Annotated in this window: 27 protein-coding genes; 22 read left to right on the forward strand and 5 right to left on the reverse strand. The window is 57.1% G+C overall.

The window, feature by feature from the left end; all coding sequences use genetic code 11:
- Positions 1 to 23: 23 nt before the first annotated feature.
- The 17 genes from nifA (at position 24) to M7F93_RS03080 (ending at position 10,918) form a co-directional block, all read left to right on the forward strand.
- Positions 24 to 1,661 (forward strand): nif-specific transcriptional activator NifA, encoded by a 1,638-nt coding sequence (nifA, locus tag M7F93_RS03000; protein ID WP_298168847.1) that lies wholly within the window; start codon positions 24 to 26, stop codon positions 1,659 to 1,661.
- A gap of 263 nt (positions 1,662 to 1,924) precedes the next feature.
- Entirely contained in the window at positions 1,925 to 3,493 is a 1,569-nt protein-coding gene (nifB, locus tag M7F93_RS03005; protein WP_298168850.1) for a nitrogenase cofactor biosynthesis protein NifB, read from the forward strand.
- Positions 3,494 to 3,543: 50 nt separating this feature from the next.
- Positions 3,544 to 3,762 (forward strand): 4Fe-4S binding protein, encoded by a 219-nt coding sequence (locus M7F93_RS03010; protein ID WP_009563004.1) that lies wholly within the window; start codon positions 3,544 to 3,546, stop codon positions 3,760 to 3,762.
- Positions 3,763 to 3,771: 9 nt separating this feature from the next.
- A complete protein-coding gene (locus M7F93_RS03015; RefSeq protein WP_215876769.1) occupies positions 3,772 to 4,107 on the forward strand; it encodes a HesB/IscA family protein in 336 nt (111 codons plus the stop codon).
- A 40-nt stretch (positions 4,108 to 4,147) separates the two neighbouring features.
- Complete coding sequence (locus M7F93_RS03020; protein ID WP_298168875.1) at positions 4,148 to 4,378, forward strand: hypothetical protein; 231 nt, start codon at positions 4,148 to 4,150, stop codon at positions 4,376 to 4,378.
- Positions 4,375 to 4,887: a hypothetical protein gene (locus tag M7F93_RS03025; RefSeq protein WP_298168879.1), complete on the forward strand. Its 513-nt coding sequence runs from the start codon at positions 4,375 to 4,377 to the stop codon at positions 4,885 to 4,887. Before M7F93_RS03020 ends, M7F93_RS03025 begins: the two co-directional genes overlap by 4 nt.
- On the forward strand, positions 4,880 to 5,671 hold the full coding sequence (locus M7F93_RS03030) for a 4Fe4S-binding leucine-rich repeat protein (protein WP_298168882.1): 792 nt from the start codon (positions 4,880 to 4,882) through the stop codon (positions 5,669 to 5,671). The genes M7F93_RS03025 and M7F93_RS03030 overlap by 8 nt, the downstream gene beginning before the upstream one ends.
- Positions 5,668 to 5,961, forward strand: coding sequence for a nitrogen fixation protein NifZ (locus tag M7F93_RS03035; protein WP_298168885.1), 294 nt, complete (start codon positions 5,668 to 5,670; stop codon positions 5,959 to 5,961). Before M7F93_RS03030 ends, M7F93_RS03035 begins: the two co-directional genes overlap by 4 nt.
- A complete protein-coding gene (locus tag M7F93_RS03040) occupies positions 5,958 to 6,212 on the forward strand; it encodes a nitrogen fixation protein NifZ (RefSeq protein WP_298168888.1) in 255 nt (84 codons plus the stop codon). Before M7F93_RS03035 ends, M7F93_RS03040 begins: the two co-directional genes overlap by 4 nt.
- Positions 6,209 to 7,390, forward strand: coding sequence for a cysteine desulfurase family protein (locus M7F93_RS03045; RefSeq protein ID WP_298168891.1), 1,182 nt, complete (start codon positions 6,209 to 6,211; stop codon positions 7,388 to 7,390). Before M7F93_RS03040 ends, M7F93_RS03045 begins: the two co-directional genes overlap by 4 nt.
- A gap of 15 nt (positions 7,391 to 7,405) precedes the next feature.
- A complete protein-coding gene (nifT, locus tag M7F93_RS03050; RefSeq protein WP_012536588.1) occupies positions 7,406 to 7,615 on the forward strand; it encodes a putative nitrogen fixation protein NifT in 210 nt (69 codons plus the stop codon).
- Positions 7,616 to 7,619: 4 nt separating this feature from the next.
- Positions 7,620 to 7,892, forward strand: a complete 273-nt coding sequence (locus M7F93_RS03055) for a hypothetical protein (RefSeq protein WP_298168897.1) — start codon at positions 7,620 to 7,622, stop codon at positions 7,890 to 7,892.
- Complete coding sequence (locus M7F93_RS03060) at positions 7,889 to 9,031, forward strand: DegT/DnrJ/EryC1/StrS family aminotransferase (RefSeq protein WP_298168900.1); 1,143 nt, start codon at positions 7,889 to 7,891, stop codon at positions 9,029 to 9,031. Before M7F93_RS03055 ends, M7F93_RS03060 begins: the two co-directional genes overlap by 4 nt.
- Before the next feature lie 41 nt (positions 9,032 to 9,072).
- The gene (locus tag M7F93_RS03065) at positions 9,073 to 9,378 is read left to right on the forward strand and encodes a 2Fe-2S iron-sulfur cluster-binding protein (protein ID WP_215853351.1); all 306 of its coding nucleotides are present in this window, start codon (positions 9,073 to 9,075) and stop codon (positions 9,376 to 9,378) included.
- Positions 9,379 to 9,388: 10 nt separating this feature from the next.
- Positions 9,389 to 9,613, forward strand: coding sequence for a hypothetical protein (locus tag M7F93_RS03070; protein ID WP_298168902.1), 225 nt, complete (start codon positions 9,389 to 9,391; stop codon positions 9,611 to 9,613).
- A gap of 12 nt (positions 9,614 to 9,625) precedes the next feature.
- Entirely contained in the window at positions 9,626 to 10,453 is an 828-nt protein-coding gene (locus tag M7F93_RS03075) for an SIR2 family NAD-dependent protein deacylase (RefSeq protein WP_298168905.1), read from the forward strand.
- Positions 10,454 to 10,468: 15 nt separating this feature from the next.
- Entirely contained in the window at positions 10,469 to 10,918 is a 450-nt protein-coding gene (locus M7F93_RS03080; protein WP_298168908.1) for an RrF2 family transcriptional regulator, read from the forward strand.
- 52 nt (positions 10,919 to 10,970) lie between these two features.
- Here the strand turns inward: M7F93_RS03080 and modD are convergent, their stop codons facing one another.
- Complete coding sequence (modD, locus tag M7F93_RS03085; protein ID WP_298168911.1) at positions 10,971 to 11,825, reverse strand: ModD protein; 855 nt, start codon at positions 11,823 to 11,825, stop codon at positions 10,971 to 10,973.
- Positions 11,826 to 11,920: 95 nt separating this feature from the next.
- Positions 11,921 to 13,390: an NAD-dependent succinate-semialdehyde dehydrogenase gene (locus tag M7F93_RS03090; protein WP_298168914.1), complete on the reverse strand. Its 1,470-nt coding sequence runs from the start codon at positions 13,388 to 13,390 to the stop codon at positions 11,921 to 11,923.
- Positions 13,391 to 13,581: 191 nt separating this feature from the next.
- On the opposite strand from M7F93_RS03090, the gene M7F93_RS03095 reads away from it, so the two are divergent.
- Positions 13,582 to 13,971 (forward strand): group II truncated hemoglobin, encoded by a 390-nt coding sequence (locus M7F93_RS03095; RefSeq protein ID WP_298168917.1) that lies wholly within the window; start codon positions 13,582 to 13,584, stop codon positions 13,969 to 13,971.
- Here M7F93_RS03095 and M7F93_RS03100 read toward each other — a convergent pair.
- Positions 13,955 to 15,385 (reverse strand): MFS transporter, encoded by a 1,431-nt coding sequence (locus M7F93_RS03100; RefSeq protein WP_298168920.1) that lies wholly within the window; start codon positions 15,383 to 15,385, stop codon positions 13,955 to 13,957. The two genes, M7F93_RS03095 and M7F93_RS03100, sit on opposite strands and share 17 nt — an antisense overlap.
- A 291-nt stretch (positions 15,386 to 15,676) precedes the next feature.
- Here M7F93_RS03100 and M7F93_RS03105 point away from each other — a divergent pair, with 291 nt between their 5' ends.
- Genes M7F93_RS03105 through M7F93_RS03120 form a run of 4 tightly spaced genes read left to right on the forward strand, consistent with a single transcriptional unit; the run spans position 15,677 to position 21,665 of the window.
- Positions 15,677 to 16,246 carry a mechanosensitive ion channel family protein gene (locus M7F93_RS03105; protein WP_298168923.1) on the forward strand — a complete coding sequence of 190 codons (570 nt, stop codon included), beginning with the start codon at positions 15,677 to 15,679 and terminating at the stop codon, positions 16,244 to 16,246.
- Positions 16,243 to 17,145, forward strand: a complete 903-nt coding sequence (locus M7F93_RS03110; RefSeq protein ID WP_298168926.1) for a PfkB family carbohydrate kinase — start codon at positions 16,243 to 16,245, stop codon at positions 17,143 to 17,145. Before M7F93_RS03105 ends, M7F93_RS03110 begins: the two co-directional genes overlap by 4 nt.
- A gap of 1 nt (position 17,146) precedes the next feature.
- A complete protein-coding gene (locus M7F93_RS03115; protein ID WP_298168929.1) occupies positions 17,147 to 19,291 on the forward strand; it encodes an HAD-IIB family hydrolase in 2,145 nt (714 codons plus the stop codon).
- Positions 19,284 to 21,665, forward strand: a complete 2,382-nt coding sequence (locus M7F93_RS03120; RefSeq protein WP_298168930.1) for a sucrose synthase — start codon at positions 19,284 to 19,286, stop codon at positions 21,663 to 21,665. Before M7F93_RS03115 ends, M7F93_RS03120 begins: the two co-directional genes overlap by 8 nt.
- Here M7F93_RS03120 and M7F93_RS03125 read toward each other — a convergent pair.
- Positions 21,660 to 22,127 (reverse strand): RES family NAD+ phosphorylase, encoded by a 468-nt coding sequence (locus M7F93_RS03125; protein ID WP_298168933.1) that lies wholly within the window; start codon positions 22,125 to 22,127, stop codon positions 21,660 to 21,662. The two genes, M7F93_RS03120 and M7F93_RS03125, sit on opposite strands and share 6 nt — an antisense overlap.
- Before the next feature lie 2 nt (positions 22,128 to 22,129).
- Complete coding sequence (parS, locus tag M7F93_RS03130) at positions 22,130 to 22,570, reverse strand: type II RES/Xre toxin-antitoxin system antitoxin (RefSeq protein ID WP_298168936.1); 441 nt, start codon at positions 22,568 to 22,570, stop codon at positions 22,130 to 22,132.
- Between the last annotated feature and the right edge of the window lie 109 nt (positions 22,571 to 22,679).

Genomic DNA, 22,679 nt, shown 5'->3' on the forward strand with positions numbered 1-22,679 from the left:
GCTGTAGAGAAGAGTGCCTTATCATGAAAGATCACGTAACCCCCAACCATTTTCAGGAGCTGACGACCATCTACGAGGTGAGTAAGGTGCTCAGTTCCTCCATGGATCTTGAACACACCCTGAACGATGTTCTGAAGACGCTGGAAAGTCATCTGCATATCTCACCGTCCATGATTGTGTTGCGCATGAACGAGGAAATAGTGGGGGTAATCGCTGCCACAGGTTTGTCTGTTGCGGAAATAGAACGGGGGCGTTATCGGTTAGGGGAGGGGATGATAGGCAAGATTATGCGTGCCGGCATGCCGATAGTGATTCCTGATGTCTCTCAGGAACCGGCTTTTCTGCACCGCGCCTTTGAACCGGAGATCAGTCAGCGCTTGCATGCCTTTGTAGGGGTGCCGATCAAGGTGGGGTATGAGTGTATCGGCGTGCTCGCCATCTATCGCAGTGAGCGACACAAGGGCGTGAGTTTCCGCTCTGATGTCCGCTTGTTGCAGATGATTGCCAATCTGGTAGGACAGACCGTTAATCTGCATCAGGGTATCTCGGCGGAACGAAACCGTCTTTTGCAGGAAAAGCATCGTCTACAGAAGGAATTACAGAAACGCTACAGCATCAAAAATGTTATCGGCAACAGCCGGGCCATGCAGGCGGTGTTTTCTGACGTGCACCAAGCGGCGCCAGGCAAGGCGACCGTGTTGCTGCGCGGTGAGTCGGGCACCGGCAAGGAGGTCATCGCCCGCGCCATTCACTATCTCAGCCCCCGTCGCGACAAAGCCTTTGTTTCGCTCAATTGCGCGGCGCTTCCCGAAAGTATTCTCGAATCAGAGCTTTTCGGACATGAGCGCGGTGCGTTTACCGGCGCCACCCAGGAGCGCAAGGGGCGTTTTGAACTGGCAGACGGTGGCACCCTGTTTCTCGACGAGATCGGCGATATCTCTCCGGCTTTTCAGGCCAAGCTCTTACGGGTATTACAGGAGCGCGAATTCGAGCGGGTGGGCGGTAGCCAGACCCGGCGCGTCAATGTGCGTATTATCACTGCCACCAATCGCAATCTCGAAGAGGCGGTGAGCAAGGGCGAGTTCCGCGCCGATCTCTACTACCGGATCAATGTCGTCAGTATTTTCCTGCCCCCGCTGCGGGAACGTCGTGAGGATATCCCCGCCTTGATCGAACATTTCCTCGCCCGTTACAACGCCGAGAATCAGCGCAAACTGACCCTCACTCCGGAGGCTTTGCAAACCATGGTGTCCTGCTATTGGCCGGGTAACGTGCGGGAACTGGAAAACTGCGTCGAACGCACCGCCACCATGATGCGCGGTGATATCATCCGCAATCTCGACGTGCCCTGTCAGCGCAATCAGTGTCTCTCCATGGCCCTGCGACCGTTGGAAGGAAGCCATCCCATCGTCACCATGAAGATGTCAGGCAATAGCAGTATACCGCTCCCCGTAATGCCCGAATCTGCGGAGCAAGTGGTGGATGCAGTGGCGGCAAGCGATGTGGAGGGTTCCCCACCTTTGTCGGAACGGGATCGCCTGATCCAGGCCATGGACCGCTGTGGCTGGGTACAAGCCAAAGCCGCTCGTTTGTTGGGGACGACTACCCGCAAACTTGGTTATGCCCTCAATAAACACGGTGTAGAAGTTAAAAAACTCTAAATTCGCGCCTGCCGTACTATTTTCACCCCTCCTCGTTTGTCCGATTTTCGACAATTTTCGCCGCAGTGCTGAAAATGCACGTAATGTTACCGACAAAGCACCGGATGGTTTAATCTAATATATTGAAAAACAAAGGCAGCATATGCTGGCATCACTTTTGCTAAAGGTAATGTAAGCGTCAGCTTCTTAGGAGCAAGCCGATACATCCATGAGGCGCGCGGTTTTCCATCGTTCACTGAAGATCCGTATGGAGGATTACGCCCATGGCATCCCAAATAATTTCTCTTTCCAGTATTGCCACACCCAATAATGGGGTGGATCTGGATGAGATCATGCAGCAAAAGGCAGAACACCAAGGTTGTGGTACGAGCGGCGGTTCCGGCAAGGCCAGTTGTGGCACCGGAGCAGGGCAGGGAGATCTGGCACCGGAGATATGGGAAAAGGTCAAGAATCACCCCTGTTATAGCGAAGAAGCGCATCATCATTACGCCCGTATGCACGTTGCGGTGGCGCCCGCCTGCAATATCCAGTGCAATTACTGTAACCGCAAATATGACTGCGCCAACGAAAGTCGGCCGGGTGTCGTCAGTGAAAAATTGACGCCGGAGCAAGCGGCCAAAAAGGTGCTGGCCGTGGCCTCCACCATTCCGCAAATGACTGTGTTGGGCGTTGCCGGTCCGGGGGATCCTCTGGCCAACCCCGAGAAAACTTTCAAGACCTTTGAACTGATCTCGAAAACAGCACCGGATATAAAGCTCTGCCTGTCCACCAATGGCCTGGCACTCCCTGACCATGTGGATACCATTGCCGGTTTCAATGTGGATCACGTCACCATCACCATCAATATGGTGGATGCGGATGTAGGCGCCCAGATCTATCCTTGGATTTACTATAAAAACAAGCGTTACAAGGGGCGTGAAGCGGCGCAGATACTCACCGATCGGCAAATGCAGGGACTGGAAATGCTGACCGAGCGCGGCATCCTCTGTAAGGTGAATTCGGTCATGATCCCCGGCATCAATGATCACCATCTGGTGGAAGTCAACCGGGCAGTCAAGAGCCGCGGGGCCTTCCTCCACAACATCATGCCCCTGATTTCTGCGCCTGAACATGGCACGGTTTTTGGTTTGAACGGCCAGCGTGGCCCGACCGCGCAGGAACTCAAATCCCTGCAGGACAGTTGCGAAGGCGAAATGAACATGATGCGCCACTGTCGGCAATGCCGGGCGGACGCGGTGGGTCTGCTGGGCGAAGACCGTTCGGCGGAGTTCACGACCGAAGCCGTAATGGCGATGGATGTGGAATACGACCTCGAATCGCGCAAGGCCTATCAGTCGCTGGTGGAGCAGGAACGTCAGGCGACGGCGGACGCCAAGCGGGCGGAATTGGAAACCCTGGCCGGCGAGCAATCCGATGTCAAAATTCTCATCGCGGTGGCGACGAAAGGCAGCGGGCGGGTCAATGAGCACTTCGGTCATGCCACCGAGTTTCAGATTTATGAGGCGAGTGCGTCCGGGGCGAAGTTTGTCGGCCACCGTCGCGTGGACCTCTATTGCCAGGGCGGTTATGGCGAAGAGGAAGCCCTGGAAAGCACCGTCATCCGTGCGATCAACGATTGTACGGCAGTTTTTGTGGCCAAGATCGGTGGCTGTCCGAAAGCCTCGCTGGAGGCGGCCGGAATCGATGCGGTGGATCGCTACGCTTTTGAATATATCGAGCAGTCAGTCATTGCCTACTATCGGGATTATCTCGATAACATCCGTAGCGGGGCCATTGTCCATGGCCAGCGTGGAGATGCGGAGATTCGGCAGGGGGCGTATGTAGCTGCCTAAGGTTATCGGGGGAGATATCCTCCCCCATTTTTGTGAAAAGGAGAAACATCATGGCTTTTAAAATCGTTAGTTCCCAATGCACCAGTTGTTCGGCCTGTGAACCGGAATGCCCGAATATGGCCATTTCCGAAAAGAATGGCACCTTTGTGATCGATCCGGCCAAGTGTACGGAATGCATAAACTATTTCGATGAACCGCAGTGTGTGGCGGTATGTCCGGTGGATGACACCTGCATCATTGATAACAACTATCCCCGTTACGTCGCTTAGGAGCCGGTCATGGAACTCACCTTTACGCCTAAAGCGGAACGCTTTATCCAGCGGATGATCACCTTTGGTGGTGGAAATGCTGCCAGTGCTTTCCGCCTTGCGGTAAAGCCAGGCGGATGCTCCGGCCTCTCTTACGATTTTCGCATTGTCGACGCGGCGGAGCCCGGCGATGTGGCCATCACCAGTAATGGCATTCCGGTACTGCTGGAACAGAAGAGTGTCCCTTTTCTCAACGGCGTCGTCGTCGATTGCGAGGACAGCCTGATGAATACCGGGCTGGTCTTTACCAATCCCAATGCGGCGGCCAGTTGTGGTTGCGGAACTTCATTTACACCCAAGGAATAAAGCCGGGCCCCGGAAACGTCAAGATTGGAGGGAGGAAAACATGGAAACCTGGATCGTTCATCATACGAATACGACTATCCATCGTTGCGCAGCGAATACGGCAGCACTCCCCCCGCATCTCGACGATATCGATTTCCGCGGTGCGGAGATATTTACCCGCATACCAGCCAGGGAGCAACGTCATCTCGCACGCGCTTACAGCAGTTATGTCTGCTGTGAGGAGTGCGAAGCGGCTCTGTTCAACCCCGTGAAGTGTAGGGGTGCAGCATGAGCAATATCTGGGACGACGAATGGTTGAACCGCCGTTACTATGAAGGCCTCCTACCGGAGGCGGCAGAACGCCATCTGCATCTCGCGGCGCGCTCTTATGCGGACGATGTGCGCGCCGAGGATCATCTGATGGATGCCATCGCCATCGCGCCCGAACACATGGTCGTTTACCTGGGTTTATACAAATTTTATTTCTATAAAGGCCGACTGAACGAGGCGCTGGCTACGGCCCGCATCTGTCTGCAGCGCAGCGCCGCGGAATTGGGTATTGATCCGGACTGGCGCAAGGTAATGGAGCGGCAGGCAGACTTTGGCAGTTTTGATGCTCCGCGGGCACGCTTTTATATGTTCGTGCTGAAAGCCTATGGTTACCTGCATTTGCGTCTGGGTCATCTGGCTACGGGCAGCAAAATCATGGACAAACTCATCGAACTGGACCCGACGGACAAAATACAGGCGCGGGTGCTGCTGGAAGTCCTGCAAAAAAAAGAGGAGGACGACGATGAGTGATCCGGACGTGGCCATTGACTGGCAGGGCGCTGCCGTCTCCTGTGAAGCATGCCCTGAGCGCGGGATTCCAGAGGTGAAGTGCGAACCGTTGCATGCCTGTATGCATGATCGTTACGCCAAAAGGGTGGATCGCTTTTTCCGCTGGAATCCGCAGATCGCCAAGGATTATCTGCAACACGGCTACTTTGAGGTGCGGGCTTGCGCCGCACGTTATGCGGATATTTTTCATCTGCCCGCACTGATGAACGATCCCGACGAAACCGTGCGCTGGGCGGTAGCGCAAAGACTCCCGCAACGCTATCTGCTGCGGATGATCCACGATCCGCATCGGGAAGTGCGTATCCGGGTTGCCGCGCGGCTGGATGACCGTAACCTGTCGGCCATGATGCACGATGCGGATTATTACGTACGCCTGGAGGTGGTGCGGCGTCTGCCCAAAGGCCTGTTGCCGCTCATGATGCATGATTCCGATGTGGAGGTCCGGCGGGTTGTGGCCAAACGCATCGGCGTGGATGCTCTGGTCAAAATGCTGCGGGACGATGACCCCGGGGTCCGTCTGGATGCCATTGAACGCGTACCGGTGTCGATCCTTTCCACCCTGGTGGAGGATGCGGATTGGCGCATCCGCTACGAGGTGGCGGCGCGCGGGAGCCGGGAAGCGGTAATCAGCCTGTTGGCGGATGCGGATCATGAGGTGCGTCGTTGCGCTGCGGAACGCCTGGGGAAAGGCGATACACTTTCCAGACAACGATTGCCAGGGGAGGGTGGGATATGGCCGGAATGAGCAGAGACAGCGCAACGGTGGAGTTGGGCGCGGAACCCGAGTTCAATTATGGAGATAAAGTCCGTTCCCGCAAGCATGTGAAAAATGACGGGACATTCACCGGCGCCGAAATTGGCGAGGTGATTGTCACCAAAGGCGATGTCGGTTTTATCATCAGTATCGGCACCTATTTGCAACAATTTTATATTTATGGCGTGGATTTTTATGAACGTGGTCATCTGGTCGGCATGAAGGGCCGTGAACTGGAACTGATCGAATACAATCCGAGTCAGGAGGAGAAAATCTCATGATGGATCTGCGTCCTCCACGATTTGATTGGGGCCTCAGGGTATTGGCTGGCGATGACATTTTTAATGACGGGACTTATCCGGGGGAGGCCGAAGGGGCCTTGCTGGTGGCCAAGGACAGTCCGGGAGAAATCGTGCGGGTAGGACATCATGAGGAGAGCAACACGCCCCTCTACCTCGTGGAGTTCGCCAACGGCATGGTGGTGGGTTGCCTGGAAGAGGAAATACTGCCCATCGGAGAGCCAAAATCATGAATATAACGCGCAGCATTTATCTCGATAACAATGCGACAACGGCCTTGGCACCGGCGGCACTGGACACCATGTTGCCCTATTTATCCACGGAATATGCCAATCCTTCCAGCGCCTCCGAAGCGGGTGCAAGCGTCAAGAAAGTTTTGGGTGAGGCACGGGTCGCGGTGGCCCAATTGTTGGGCGCCTCACCCGCGGAGTTGATTTTTACCAGTGGCGCGACGGAGAGCAATCATACGGCGATCCTGGGCGCGCTTTCCCTGACCAAAGGCAAACGCCACCTGATTACCAGCCAGGTGGAGCATCCTTCGGTATTGCTCATGTGTCAGCATCTGGAACGCCTCGGGATAGAGGTGAGTTACCTACCGGTGGATGAAGAGGGACGGCTGGATCTGGAAGACCTGCGTGCCGCCTTGCGTCCGGATACCGCCCTGGTTTCCCTCATGTGGGCAAACAATGAAACGGGTGTGCTCTTTCCCGTTGTTGAAGCGGCTGCCATGGCGCATGACGCGGGGGCTTTTTTCCATACGGATGCGACCCAGGCCATCGGCAAGCTGCCGGTGAATGCCGCCGCATCCGGTGTGGATTTCCTGTCCTGCTCTGCACACAAGATTCATGGACCCAAGGGGGTGGGGGCGCTCTTTGTCCGCAAAGGCATCGCCTTACCACCACTATTTCATGGTCATCAGGAACGGGGACGCCGGGGCGGTACTGAGAATGTTCCAGGTATTATTGGCTTTGCGGCGGCTGCTCGCCTGCTCACCAATATCGAACACGAGGCTCGCTACCTGCAGGAATTGCGCGATCATTTTGAACAAGGTCTGTTGGCTTTCATGCCGTGTGCGCGTATCCACGGACAGGAAGCCGAGCGTTTACCCAATACCAGCAATGTCGGATTTGTCGCTCTCGACGGTGAAGAATTGCTCTATCGCCTGGAACAGGAGGGCATTACGGCTGCAGCCGGTGCCGCCTGTGCTGCTGGCGGGCAGGAACCTTCCCATGTGCTCACGGCTATGGGCTTTTCTAAAACGGCGGTGCTGTCCTCACTGCGTTTCTCCTTTGGACGCCTGAACCGGTCGGAGGATGTGGAGCGGCTGCTCCGCGTATTACCAGGCATCCTGCTGGGCATGATGGACATGCCGCCGATGACGGCCAGTGCCCCGATTTCTTGTGCACAGTAAAATAAGGAATACCCCATGAAGGTGATGATTCGTAAAAATGCCGCTGGTGAGCTGACGGCGTATGTGCCCAAGAAGGACCTCGAAGAACCCATTACCGAGTGTCAGAAGCCGGAGCTCTGGGGCGGAGTGGTGACGCTGGCTAACGGCTGGCGCCTGGAACTACCGGAGATGCCCGGTGATACCCGCCTGCCTATTACCGTAGAAGCGCGTCGCCTGGAGGGCTGAGAGGATGGAACTCACTGACGAAGATCTCGCGGTACTTTTTGATCTGGGCCGGAATGCCTGCCAGTCCGGTGAAGGCATCCTTCCTGTTTTGCGTACCCGCTTCCCCGGGCTGCCCATTACCCAATGTCCCGCCGGCGATGTCAGCGATGAGCCTTTCCGTACCGGCGAATATTTTGACCTGCATCTGCTCGATACCCGCGACCACTGCTGGAAGGTCACGGCAGATTCCCTAGCGGCAACGGGTCTGTTGCTGGCTATGCATGGGAGAGTGTCATGAGCACACCCGAGATACTACTATCGGATCCGGACATCAGCCCCAGTGAACTGGAGGCCGTAGAGGCCGTTTTGCGGTCCCCTCGCATTAGTGCGGGTGAACAAGTGGAGGCTTTCGAGGCAGCTTTCGCGGCCTACCACGGGCGGCGATACGCTGTCGCCGTTGCCAGCCCGACGCTCGCCCTGATGCTCTGTCTGCGCGCCTACGAACTCAGGGCGGGCGATGAAGTCATCCTCTCGCCCTATAGCTGGTGGCAGATTGGGCATGCCCTGGCGTGGTATGGGGTGCAGCCGGTGTTCGCGGATATCGACTACTACTCCGGCACGATCTCCCCCAAAGGGACTGAGACCCTGATCACGGAGAAAACCCGGGCGATTCTCGCCGGCAATACCAAGGGGCATCCCGCCTTCTGGCAGGATCTGCGCACGATGGCCAACGAAAACGGCCTGATTCTGCTGGAAGACTCGACGGAGGCCATCGGCTCCCGTTATCAGGACAAACTGGTCGGCACCTTTGGGGACAGCGCTATTTTTGCCTTTGCCCAGCCCTCTGCCCTGGTCTGCGGTGAAGGTGCCATGATCGTCACGGACGATACCGAAACCGTCAGCCGTCTGCGCCAATACCGCGCGCGGGGCATCAGTGAGCGGGGCTCGGTGGTGGCGCCTACCCGTCCCCCCCTGCAAGCAGAAATGAGCGATATTCAGGCCACCATCGGGCTGGTCCAGCTCGCCCGTCTGGACGGTATTTTGCAACGCCGGCAGCAGGTGGAAGCGCTTTACTTCGAGCACATGAAGTCCTTTGAAGGGATCAAGGATCCCTACCACGGGCCGGATGCCAGCGCGGTGCACTGGTTTGTGTACGAAGTACACCTTGGTACCCGGTTCAGCCGCAGCAGTCGGGATGCCATCGTCACCGATCTCCGCGCCCAGGGTATCGAGGCAGCCTCTTACTGCCTGCCCATGCATACGCAATCCTATTATCGCGAGCGCGGCGGCGGCCACTGTCCGACCGCCGTGCGGGTGTCCGACCGCACCCTGATCCTGCCTTTTCACCCGCGTCTGGGAGAAGAGGAAATCGCCTTTATCATCGAAACATTGAAGGATGCATCCGTCAATGTGGGTGCTGGTGCCGCCATTTATTAGTGTGTTGTTTTTATGTTCATTTTAATAGAGGAGAAGATTGAATGCCCATTATCACCATCAAACCCAGTGGTAAAACCGTCGAGATGCCCGTGGGGGCCAGTCTCGCTGCCGCAGTGATCGCCGCTGGTGAGCCTATGGTTCTGAAGTGCGAAGGCAAAGGCGAATGCGATAGCTGCCATATTTTCGTCCAGGAAGGGCGGAAGAGCGTGTCGAAAATCCAGCGTCTGGAAAATGAGCGACTGGATACCATCGTTGGCGTCGGCAGCAAATCCCGTCTGGCCTGTCAGGCCATGATCGGTGAAGAAGATGTCGTCATCGAGCTTTTGGGATTTTCTTCGGGCTTATAAGGAGGATGTGATGGAACAGTCGCTCGTCATCATTCATGCACGTTTTGCCAACGATGGCAGTGTGCGGGAAATTGGCGAGTGTCCCAGCGGGACCAGTCCTCAGGACTGGTTCAATGCGCTGAGCAGACACTCGTCCAATGGTTATGAATCGCTCTCCGGCGGAAGGGGTGTTTTTCGCCTCGAACCGGCGGTCATCGAACAGATCAAGGCTGCGGTTCTATCCCTCGCTACATAAGGAAGCATGACTATGGACAAGGATCTTTCGGAAATCTTCAGCGGCCTTGCGGAAGGGCGCATCATTCCGTATCTCGGTCCCGGCCTGTTGCCGGAGGCCGGAGCCACCCTGCCCAGCGGGTTGTCGGCATTGGCGGAAGTGCTCAGCAGCCAGGTGACGGTGCCTCACAAGGTCCGGCGCAACCTCACCGGGGCCGCGCAGTATATCGAGAACTTCAAGCATCGCAAGACCCTCGTGGGCATGATGGACAAGACCTTTGCCGAGGATCCGCCGATCCATCCTTTGCAGCGCGACCTGGCCGCCCGGAAACTCCCGTTGATCGTCCACCTCTGGTACGACAACGGTATGGCCAAGGCGTTGGCTGAACAACCTACACGCTGGGGACGTATCCAGGGACTCAGCCAGACCGAGCATTTCGGCCACTGGACGGGATATATGGATGCCGTCGGTCAACCAGTTGACGCCGCCGTGGCCGCCCAATGGGACACGATACTGTATGAGCCTTGGGGCTCACAAAGTCCGGCTAATAATTATCTCGTTTCCGATACGGATTTTGTCGAAGTGCTGACGGAAATTGACATTCAGACGCCTATCCCGGAGATCGTCCAACAAATCCGCACGGGGCGCCATTTTCTTTTTGTCGGATGCCGTTTCAATGACCAGTTGCAGCGCAATTTCGCCCGCCAGATCATGAAGCGTTCATCGGATCGTCATTGGGCGCTGATAGAGGCACCGCTGACCCGGAACGAAGCGCGTTTTGTTCGCGAGCAGGGGATTCAGGTGCTCCAGATGCCCTCTGGCGTCTTGTTAGGCGAGGCCGCCGTAGCCAAGGCGGGATAAGCAGGGGGCAAGGCCATGTTGTGGAGCAAAACCTGTGACTACGCGCTTCAGGCTTTAGTATACGTGGCATCTCAGCCTGAAGATGCCTGTGTTCGCAGTCAGGATGTGGCCGCTTACCTCTATGACGTGCCCTCTCCCTACCTATTGAAAATTCTCAAGGAATTGGCAGGGAAGGGCATACTTCAGTCGTTCAAGGGGCGCGGCGGTGGCTTTTTGCTGGCGCCGGGAATCCGGGAATCAGGACTTCTGGAGATGGTGAAGCGTATCGAGGGAGAACCTTTTGGCGAAGGTTGCGTTTTGGGTCTCGCCAGGTGCGCCGATGAGACCGCATGCCCCGCTCACCATGCCTGGTCACCCATAAAAAATAAGGTGCTGGAATTGCTCAGCGAGCAAACCATAGGCTATATGGCGGAGGCTGTGCGCGATGGCCGCTATGATTTACGGCTGCTGCGCAAGGCGGGATAAGGGGGTGCACCCCATGCTGATCAAAATCCCCTGACGCACAGGAGTCACGGTCTTATACGGGGCGAATCTCCACACCGATATCTGCCGGTGTGGCGTGATAAACGGCGCTGGTCACGAGGGTGTCCATACCGGTTGCCGCATAGGACTGAATATTCGCAAGGGTGATTCCGCCCGCTGCAAACAACGTAACTTCAGGTGCTACGACGCGCAGCTGCGCGGCAATTTCTGCCAAGAGCCCGGGGGGCAATTTGTCAAACTGGATGCCAGCGACCCCGGCCTGAGCCAGTGCCAGTGCGTCCGTCAGGGTGTGATCCGTCTTTTGCACTTCCACCACGATCTTGCTGGAGGGGACCTGTCTCCGGTATTGCGCCAACTGTTGCAAGAAAGGCGATAAACCACCTAAAAAAGCCAGGTGCTGGTCAAATACCAGAACACTTTCCGAGAGACCCAGCCGGTGCGGCATGACTCCCCCTGCGAGAGCAGCCATGGCCGCAAAACGGCGCATCCCCGGAAGATTCTTGCGGGTGACGACAACAGCCGTCCTGGGACTGATCTGATGCGTCTGTTGCACCAGTTGTCCGGCATAGGTCGCGATGCCGCAGGCGTACTCCAGCACGTTTTGCGCCACTTTCCAGGCAGAATGGGCAGCACTTGCGGAACCTTCCGCAGCCAGCAGGGTGGTTCCTGTTGCGACCAATGCGCCCGACGGCTGACTTTCGCTCACGGTAAGGCCGCAGGCGTCCACTATCTGCGCGGCAAGTTCGGTACCGGCGACAGTGATGTCCTGACGACAGCGAAAACGCATGACCGCTGCCTTGTCGCCAATACCCAGCATGTGGGTGGTGAGGTCCAGGAAAGGCTGATCCTCCTGGATGAGTGCAGCAATTTCCTGTGGAGAGAAATACATGCTATAGCCCCTAACAGCGAACGATTACGCAGACTGGTTTCAATGCCAACATCTTTCGTTACATGATGTTGGCAGGTGAGTATATCCCGGAACAACTAAAGATAAGAAAGAGCGGATTCCAGATCTCCGGTCGCTGGCGCGGGCGGCAATTGGAAAGAGACATAGCGCAACTGCAAATATTCCTCCAACCCCCATTTGCCGCCCTCGACGCCCAGTCCAGAAAGCCTGTTGCCGCCGAAAGGCGCTTGCGGGGTGGCTGGAGACCCGTCATTGACGCCGACGATGCCGCATTGCAGCGCCTCCGCGACGCGGTATGCGCGTCCGAGATCGCGAGTCCAGAGATAAGCGGCCAAGCCATAGGGGGTATCATTGGCGCGGGCGATAGCTTCCGCTTCGCTGCGAAACCCCTGTATGGGCAGCAGGGGGCTGAAGCTTTCTTCGTGGAATATACGGCTCTGCGGATCGAGGTCGGCGAGGAGGGTCGGGGAGCACCACAGGCCTTGTGCATCCCCTCCGCACAGCAGTCTTGCACCCCGGTCCAGGGCATCCTGCACTTGCGCTTTGAACTTCTGGACAGCAGCTGCGGAAACCAGCGGCCCGATGTCAGTGTCCTCTGCAAAGGGGTCTCCGATCTTGAGGTGACTTACCGCGTCGAGGTAGCGTGCGGTAAACTCCGGCAGGATCGCATCATCCACATACAAGCGGTTGGCGGCGACACAGGACTGGCCAGCATAGCGGAATTTGGCATGGATGGTCATGGCCACCGCCGCAGGGATGTCCGCATCGGCAAAAATAAGCACTGGAGCGTGTCCGCCCAGTTCCAGAGAAAGCCGTTTGATGGTCGGCGATCCCTGCGCATAAAGCTTCTGCCCGACCGCCGTGGAACCGGTAAAGCTCAACTTGGCTATGCGCGGGTCAGCCATCAGTCGTTCCGCCAGGGGTGCAGGATCAGAGCTGGGGAGAACCTGCAGAGTGCCTGCAGGTCCTTCCGCCTCGGACCAGAGTTCGGCAAGTTTCAATGCGGATAGCGGAGTTTGCTCATCGGGCTTGAGGATGACTGTACAGCCGGCTGCCAGCGCCGGAGCTATCTTGCGAACGACCATAGAGACCGGACTGTTCCACGGCGTAATGGCGAATACCGGACCAACCGGCACTTTCCAGATCTGTAAGCGCTTGTCTGGAAACTGGGAGGAGATACTTTCTCCGGTGATGCGCTTGCATTCTTCGGCATACCAGCGCGCCAAGGCGACCGCGGTTTTGATTTCGGCACGACTCTGGCGTATGGGTTTACCCATCTCCCAGGTGATGAGACGGGCGAGGTTTTCTGCGTGAACCTGGATGAGTTCCGCCCAACGGCTGAGGATGGCCGCGCGCTGATAGACGGTGGTTTGGCGCCAGATTGCAAAAGCGACCGTTGCCGCTTGCACCGCTGCTTCGGCCTCCCGAGTTCCGCAATCGGACACTTCGGCGAGTATCTGTTGATTGACCGGGCTCTGTACCATAAAGCGCATGCTGAGGTCTGTCCAGCATCCATTGATGAATGCTGTTGTCGGTCCAAGGGGCATGGATTCTTCCTGTGTGCTACGGACGGAAGCCGAAACGTTGCTGAATGACGTCCAAAGAAGATACTCTTGCGGGATGGTACGTCCTCGCTAACTGTAGCGCAGGCGGCAATAAAGTGCAAAAAGACCATGCCTGCGCAGCATGCGTCATAAATATAGTGGCCTCTATAGGCTTATCTGGAGCAAGACCATTGATGCCTGAACCCGAAAGTACACCCTACGCCCGCCTCGGTGGCGAGGACACCGTGCGCAAGCTGGTCAACCATTTTTATGATTTGATGGATAGCGAGGCGCAGTGGCAAACCCCGCTGCGGGATATCCACCCGAAAGACCTTTCCGAGTCCAAAGAGAAGCTCTTTCTGTTTCTGTCCGGCTGGTTGGGCGGGCCTGACCTGTATGTGCAGCGTTTCGGGCATCCCCGCTTACGGGCGCGGCATGGCTCTTTCCCGGTGGATGATCAGGCGCGGGATCAGTGGATGGCCTGCATGCTTCGGGCCATGCACGACGTAGAGATAGAGCCTGAACTTTATGCCCACCTGCAGGGTGCCTTTCAGCGCACGGCTGATTTCATGCGGAATCGCTAGGACTGTGCTTTTGCGCTGATAAATCATCGGGGCGGGCCGGCGCGGCATCTGGGGCCTGTAATCCATGCCCCATCAGCCAGCCGATCAGAATCCCGACCAGGGCCATGGCCGACAGGGACGGATAGCCGATGAACTGTACCAGTGGACCACCCAGAAAGGTGCCGACGACTGTGGCCACGGCGCCGCTGGCATTAAAAAGACCCATTGCCGCGCCCTGGCTGACGGGCGTTAACCGTGCTGTCAGGGTAGTCCCGGAGATACTCTGCAGTGGCCAAGCGATGATAATCAGGACAAAACCAGCCAGGGCGGTCAGCGTTTTGGGTATGGGCAGGAAAAACACCAGAAGTAGTAGCCCAAATCCCAAAAAGCGGAGCATCAAAGACCAGCGATATACCCTTCCGGCGCCAAAACGTCCGGACAACTGCCCGCCCACCGAATACAGTACCAAGGCGATGGCGGCGGTCATGGCGTAGACGCTGGAGGTCAGTGCCGGAGCCACGCTGTAGGCTTTCTGCATGGCCACAGGAAAGTAGGCGAAGAACGCGGCGATCCCAAAGGCTACGGCAAACCAGGAAAGGAGAAAGCGACCAAAGCGGGTATGCATGACGTCGCCCAATCGGTGCGCACCGCGCAGGGAAAGGTGATGCGAAAAGCGTAGCAGGCCACCCCCCAGCAGTTCCGGGCGCCCGAAATTGGCGAGGAAGCGCCAGTCCAGATCGCGCCGCATGTGGTCGCCGATTTCCGCCGCCCAACCGTAATGTTTGGCGGCGGGGGGCAAGCCTTTGGCACCGAGCCAGATAGCGGGAATCGCCGCCAGGGCCGCACAGATCAGGCCCGCTTTGAAATTGCTGGCGAAGATGCCCGCCAGCAAGAGCCCGCCGACCTGCCCGCCGCCGTTGAAAGTCTGCAGCCAGCCCAGTCTGGGTTCCCACTCATTTTGCGGGTCAAACTCGACAATGAACAGGCTGGCCATAGTGGCCACGGCTGAGGTTCCCGCGCCAGCGAGCAGAGAGAGGCCGCTCCAGGTGAAGATGCCCGGCAGAAAAGGCATGACTGCCAGTGCCAGCGACAGCACCAGAAAGCCACCGAAAAAAATGGGGCGATGCAGTTGCTTGCGGTCGGCCAGGGTTCCCCACAGGGGTGAGGTCAGCAATCCGAGGTTGAAGCCGCCCATGACGTAGGCGACCCAACTGAGATGATGGGTGAGGGCGACGATCATCAGTGGCAAGAGAATAGGCAGCAGCCCGGACGAGACAGCGCCCAACAGTGCGTAGGCCAAAAACCAGATGGATACCCAGCGGCTGGGTTCCTTCAGAATGGCACGCAAGCGATCTAAGCGGGCTCGCGCCAATTGAATGCGAACGGCAATAGCCGCATTGCCCATGGGGGAGCTGGGATTCCGGGTGTCTGCCATGATTTCTCCTGGTGTCAATCACTGGACGGCCATTTACGATATCGTGCAACGCATATAGTCATCTGATAGGCCTTTCCTCTATTGGTTCCCTGACGGCAGAATAGGCACTGGTATTTCGTGATCAGCGATTGCGATCGGCAAGACGCTCGGTGGGTGCGGGTTTGCTCGTCTGTGTTTGCTACGTTATGGTAAACAGCAAGGCACTCAAAACGGTACGCCTATCCATTAGCTATGCGTTGCGAGACAAAATCCGGCAAAGATAAATAAGCAACATAATAAAGGGAGTGATGTATGAGCATCGTGTTTCATGGGTTGACAATAGACCCGGAGTGGTTGTTACATCGGTTGACATATACCGTACTCATTGTGGTGGGAGGTTATCTGGTTTTACGCTGGTATGGCCATGTCACCCGTCGCCTTATGGAATATCTCGGTAAACGGCGAGCCTTAGTCAGGGGCTATGGAGTGGTGTTGCAGCGGATGACCACCTGGTTTCTCTGGCTTCTTATCTGGGTAGTGGTACTGCGGGTATGGGGTGTGGATGTTACCGCTATTTGGACTACGTTTGTCAGTTTGCTGGCGGTAATCGGCGTCGGCATGCTGGCCGTATGGGCGATGGTCAGCAACATTACGGCACGCTTTTTTATCTGGTTCTGGCAGCCATTACAACTGGGGCAGCGTATTGAGATATTCCCGGAATCACTGACCGGCGAGGTCGTAGAGGAAAATCTTATGTTTACTGAGTTGCGCCAGGAGGATGGAACGATTGTGGTTATTCCCAATAATCTCTTTTTTCAGCGCATTATTCGTCGCTTGCCGGAAGCTGAAAAAACCATAATGCAGGGAAAGACCACGTTATGAAAACAGAGGTCGTTCCCGGAGTGATTTTTGGCGAGTGCCTGGTGGATGATTTTGGTACCACGCAGTGTCTTGGTGGCGCGCCCTTCAATGTCGCGCAACACCTCCATGCCTTAGGCGTGGCGTCCGTCTTTGTCAGCCGGGTAGGGCGGGATGCCGCGGGACAACGCATTTTGCAGCGCATGCAGGACTGGGGGATGTCGACGAGCGCCGTGCCGGAGGATGAGTTGCTGCCTACCGGCCGGGTGCAGGTGGTAGCGGATGCCGGCCAGGCGCATCACTTCGAGATCTTGCCGCATCAGGCTTACGATGCCATATGTCCGCCCTCCGGGGGCACCGGCAGCATTCCCTGGCTCTATCACGGCAGCCTCGCGGTGCGGGAAGACGGACCATCGCGGGCCACCTGGCGGCAACTGTGTGCCCGTTCCCATTGGCGCTTCGTGGACATCAACCTGCGGGATCCGTGGTGGGATTCAGAAATGCTCACGGAAGTCATACAGGATTCGTCTATACTCAAATGCAACGTTGAGGAGTTGAGGCAGATCATTCGTACTTACGGACTACCTCCAACTCCCTCCTTGCAGGAGGCGATGCAGACGGTTGCCCGACATTTTTGTGCGCAGGCCGTTTTGCTGACCCGCGGTGCGGCGGGTGCCGCATACGGAGATGGGACAGACTTTTACGAAGCGAAGGCTATCCCAACGGTTATTCAGGATACGGTTGGTGCAGGTGACGCCTTTGCCGCAGGCTGGCTCTGGGGGTTTTTTTGCGGGGATTCCATGGAGCGGTGTTTGCTGAGAGCAGGAGATTTGGCGGCGGCCGTTTGTGCCTTATCCGGTGCGTTACCGGATCAGCCAGAGTTTTACCGGACCATCATGGAGCATTGGGCCAAGGAGAATTGATTTGTCAGATCACGATGGTCTTTACATCCTGATGCTGAGTATCCACGGCCGCATTTGCGGTACACCGGAACTCGGGGTCGATGCAGATACCGGCGGTCAGGTTGGCTATGTACTCGACGAAATGCAGGCACTGGCACGAGACCCGCGCGTCACCCGGATCAACCTGCTTACGCGTCGCTTTAGCGATCCTGGCACGAATCCCATTTATGGAGAACCGCGTGAATCTTTAGGATCTGGCGCGCAGATCATCCGCCTGCCTGCCGGGCCAGCGCATAAATACCTGCAAAAAGAGCGGCTCTGGGACTATCTGGATATGTTTGTAGACAGTGCGCTGCATTTTATTCGCAGTGAAGACTGTATTCCCGATGTCATCCACAGCCACTATGCCGATGCGGGTTATGTGGGGGTGCGACTGTCCCGCTTGCTGGGTATCCCGCTCATACATACCGGCCATTCCCTCGGGCGAGATAAAAGGGAAAGACTGATCGCTGCTGGCCGAAAGGCAGAAAGTATCGACCGGCAGTTTCATTTTTCGCGGCGCATCGCTGCCGAAGAAGCTGTACTGAGTGAAGCGTCTGTTGTTATGGCCAGCACCCGTCAGGAAGTGGACGAGCAGTATGGTCTGTACGAGAACGCCGCGCGGGCGCACTTTATGGTCTTGCCGCCGGGCGTGGATTTACACCGGTTTTCGCGGCCGGGCCGACAGCGGTCTTCGCCGTTGCTGTCCGGCTTGCGCCGCTTTCTGGAGGCGCCGCGCAAGCCCCCCATTCTGGCCATTGCCCGCCCTGATGAGCGTAAAAATTTCCAGCGCTTGGTCGAAGCTTACGCCACTGCCCCTGATTTGCGGGAGCATGCCAACTTGGTTCTGATCATGGGCCAACGCGACCGCTTTGAACAGATCCCCCATGGGGCAAAAAGGGTGATTGAGAGCGTGCTGCATACCATGGACGATTACGATCTTTATGGGCAGATCGCCCTCCCCAAGCACCATGAGCCCGAAGATGTTCCTGAATATTACCGCTATGCGGCCATCTACAAGGGTGTTTTCGTCAACCCGGCGCTGACTGAACCTTTTGGTCTGACGCTGCTGGAGGCGGCGGCATCGGGATTGCCGATTGTCGCCACCCAGCATGGTGGTCCGCAGGACATCATCCGCTATTGCCGTAACGGCATTCTGGTGGACCCGCTCAATATCGGGGAGATCCAAAACGCCCTCCGGCAAATGCTCTTCGATCGCCGCCGTTGGCAGCGTGCCAGTCGCGCTGGATTGCTGGGCGTGCGCCGGGTCTATAGCTGGGAGGCTCATGCGCGCCGTTATCTGGCAGAAATGGAACACATTCTCCGGCGTCAACGCAAACAACGGCGACGCGAGTTCGCTGCCCGCCAGGGGGTGCGTCGTGCCGTACCGGCGGCGGATCATCTGCTGGTATCCGATATCGACAATACCCTGATCGGTGATTCGGCGGGACTCGCCGCACTGATGGAATGGCTCAGGGAGCACCCCCGGGTAGCCTTTGGCGTCGCCACCGGCCGGAATCTGAAACAGACCATGGAGATATTGGCAGCACACCAGGTTCCTCGCCCGGACATCTGTATCACCGATGTCGGTACGCGCATCGTCTATGGCAGCAAACTGCACGAAGATCAGGACTGGGCCGCCCATCTGCACTATCGTTGGTGGCGTGAAGGGGTATTGCAGGCACTGGCCGATGTGCCCGGTCTGCGTCTGCAGGAAAAAATGACGCAAAGCGCTTTTAAGGTCAGTTACTACGTGGATCCCAAACATCCGCCAACGGCGAAGGAGCTGCAAAAACGTCTGCACCAGCAGCAGATTATCGCCCATGTCGTGCTTTCCCATACCCGCTATCTGGATATATTGCCCATTCGTGCTTCCAAGGGCCACGCCATCCGTTTCCTGGCCTTTCGCTGGGGATTGCCCTTGCATGCGGTGCTTACTGCGGGGGACTCCGGCAATGACGCCGATATGATGGGGGGCGAAATTTGCGGTGTTGTGGTCGGCAACCACAGCCCGGAATTACACGGGCTAAGAGGTAAACAACACATCTATTTTGCCAGTGCTTACCATGCCTGGGGGATTCTCGAAGGCATCCAGTACTATCACTTTCCAGGAGATGCTCATGTCTGACGACCTGCGTCGCTGTATCAGCCAGAATTCCCATTGTGTTTCCGGGTTATTGCGATATCTGTTCAATCTGCAACGCCCCTTTCTGCTTTATACCGATTTACAAACGGCCATCAGCGACTTTGCCGCAGATTACGGCAGCGATGCAGACCTCGCGGTGTTGCAGGAATTCTTCTCCAGACTACAAGAGGCGGTGCTCGCAGAGCCGTGGATTTATCTGGCCTGGCGTCCCGGCCCCGGCCGCTGGATCTATCTGCGGCTACACTGGGAACAACTCAATCTGGAGACTCTGACACCGAGTGATTATCTCGCCTTCAAAGAAAAGCAAGTGCTCCCCGCGAATGATCAGGAGCCGGTACTTACCGTGGATTTTGAAGATTTCCGCGCTGCCCCTTATCGTCTGCGCGATGAGGCCACCATCGGGCAGGGGCTCATGTATATGAATCGTCGCCTGGCCGGACAGCTTTTCGGGGACATCAAGGCCGGTCGCCAGAGCATTCTCGACTTTTTGGCCGTGCACAAGCTGAACGGGCAGTCGCTGATGGTGCGTGATCAGCCGCCGGATTTTGAGACGCTGCGCCAGACTGTACAGTATCTGGCGACGCTGCCCAAGACCAAACCCTGGCCGGAGTTTGCCGCGGAAATGAGCCGCCGCGGTTTTGCCCCCGGCTGGGGGGACACCGCCGGACGGGTCCGTGAAACCATGCGTCTACTGATGGACCTGCTGGACGCACCCTCGGCGGAAAGCCTGGAGGCCTTCATCGATCGTATCCCCATGATCTCAAAAATACTGATCGTGTCTATTCATGGCTGGTTCGCGCAGGACAAGGTGCTCGGACGTCCAGATACGGGTGGGCAGGTCGTCTATATTCTCGACCAGGCGCGCGCCCTGGAACAGGAAATGCGGCAGCGGCTGGCGCGTCAGGGCGTGGACATCGTGCCGCACATTCTCATTGCCACCCGCCTGATTCCCAATGCCGATGGCACCACCTGCGACCAGCGTCTGGAACCCATCCATGGCGCCGACAATGTGCAGATTCTCCGCGTACCCTTCCGCTATCCCAATGGCGAAATATTGCCGCACTGGATCTCCCGCTTCAATGTCTGGCCATGGCTGGAGCGCTATGCCGACGATCTCGAACGGGAAACCCTGGCGGAATTTGGCCGTCGTCCCGACCTGATTATCGGCAATTATTCCGATGGCAATCTGGTAGCCTCCCTGCTCAGTGAACGGCTGAATGTCACCCAGTGCAACATTGCCCACGCGCTGGAGAAGAGCAAATACCTTTACAGTGATCTCTACTGGCGTGATCACGATGCCAGTCACCATTTCGCCTGCCAATTTACCGCGGATCTCATCGCCATGAACTCCGCCGACATTATCGTCACCAGCACCTATCAGGAAATTGCCGGGAATGACCGCGAGGTGGGCCAGTACGAAGGGCATCAGAATTACAGCCTCCCCGGATTGTATCGGGTGGAAAACGGGATTGATGTCTTCGACACCAAATTCAATATTATCTCTCCCGGTGCCGATGACCGCTATTATTTTCCGTATTCCGCCAGCGAAGAACGTTTACGTTTTTTGCACGAGGATATTCATGTCCTGCTCTTTGGCGAAGAGCCTGCCGCAGACCGGCGCGGCCTATTAAAGGATCAGGATAAACCCATCATTTTCAGTATGGCGCGCATGGATCACATTAAAAATCTCAGCGGACTGGCCGAGATTTTTGGTGCCTCGGAGCGTCTACGCAGGCTGGCGAATCTTGTTATTATCGGTGGCCATGTCGATCCACAGGACTCTCAGGATGAGGAAGAACGGGCGCAAATCCACCAGATGCACGCCATCATGGATGCGCATCAGCTTGACGGCCAGATGCGCTGGATAGGTACTTTACTCGATAAGAATGTGGCGGGAGAACTCTACCGGGTCATTGGCGATACCCATGGATGTTTCGTCCAGCCCGCACTCTTTGAAGCCTTCGGGCTGACGGTGATCGAAGCCATGAGCTCCGGCCTCCCGGTATTTGCCACCCGCTTCGGAGGGCCATTGGAAATTATAGAAGATGGCATTTCCGGTTTTCATATCGACCCCAACAACCAGCAGGAGGCGGCGGAGAAGCTGGCCGACTTCCTGGAAAACGTTGCTGCCGATAGCCGTGTCTGGGAGGCGATTTCCGATGGCGCATTAGCGCGGGTCAGCGCGCATTACACCTGGGGTAAATATGCCACGCGGATGATGACGCTGGCGCGGATTTTCGGGTTTTGGCGCTACATGCTCAAAACAGATCATCACGCCGCCCGCCGCTATTTGCAGATGTTTCAGCACTTGCAGTGGCGGCCTCTGGCCCATGCGGTGCCATTGGGAGATTCATGAGGGACAGCCGGGCCGCTGCGCCAAACGCGTGTCCAAAGGATAACGATAGGTGGCAGCGATAGCGCAACGCGCCGCCGCCGGATGCCGGGGGTTCAGGAGCACGTTCCAGGTCTCCGGCACCAGCACACTCGGCACACGCAGCAGGGGTGCTGCACCGTCGGCAAGCCAGCGGTCCCCGTAAACCTGTGTGAGATGAGGATGTTGACTCCAATCCTGCGGAAGATGAGTGATGTCCGCGCTGGCTAATGCAATATCTTCCGGCACGGAAATACGCAACCATTGGAACGCGTCCGGGAGGTCTTCCGTATCGACTTCGAGATGAACCAGCGTTTCCAGAAGTGCCGTGGACGGATTAGGTGCGCAATAGATTACCGGACGGCCGCGACTGGACCAACGTCCGGAAGCACGCATGCCACCCAGACCATCCAGCGTCGTATGATTACTGATCCGCCAGAGAACCACCGTCAGGCGGCCATCCCCTGCTCGATACGGACCAACCATTCTTCGACCAGACGGGCGCCCATTTCGGTCTCCAGCGCCGTTAGTGGCGTGCGGCCGCCCATCCCGGTCTTCGGTTTACGCAACCAGCGCAGCGCCTTTCCCGGGTCGCCGAAAGTCTGTCCCGCCTGCAGCAGACAGCGCAACACGCGCAGGAACCGGTCGGACTCCTCCCGATTCAGGCGACCGGTACCCGCTTTGCGGTGGGACATGGTCCGCGCCGGGATGACCAGTGCCTGGATTTCGGTCTTCGTCAACCCGAGCTCTGTCAGCAACGCCAACTGGGCAAGGGGAACCCCCGTTTCCGTCAGTTCAAGCAGGGCAGTGTCCTCTTCCGGGAGAAGCCCAAGTAACCGCAGAACCCCTTGCGATGCGGGCGTTCCTGGCTCGATCAGCGCTATCGTCATAACGGTTTCCTTCCATCTTGGCCACATGCCGTCATTATAGCAGCAATTTGCGCAAAGGGGCCAAGCCTAACTGGTTGCACATCAATATCATCGATGTCCGAAAGTGACG

The sequence above is a fragment of the Acidithiobacillus sp. genome (genome assembly GCF_027322205.1).
In the GTDB taxonomy this organism is placed as follows: Bacteria; Pseudomonadota; Gammaproteobacteria; order Acidithiobacillales; family Acidithiobacillaceae; genus Acidithiobacillus.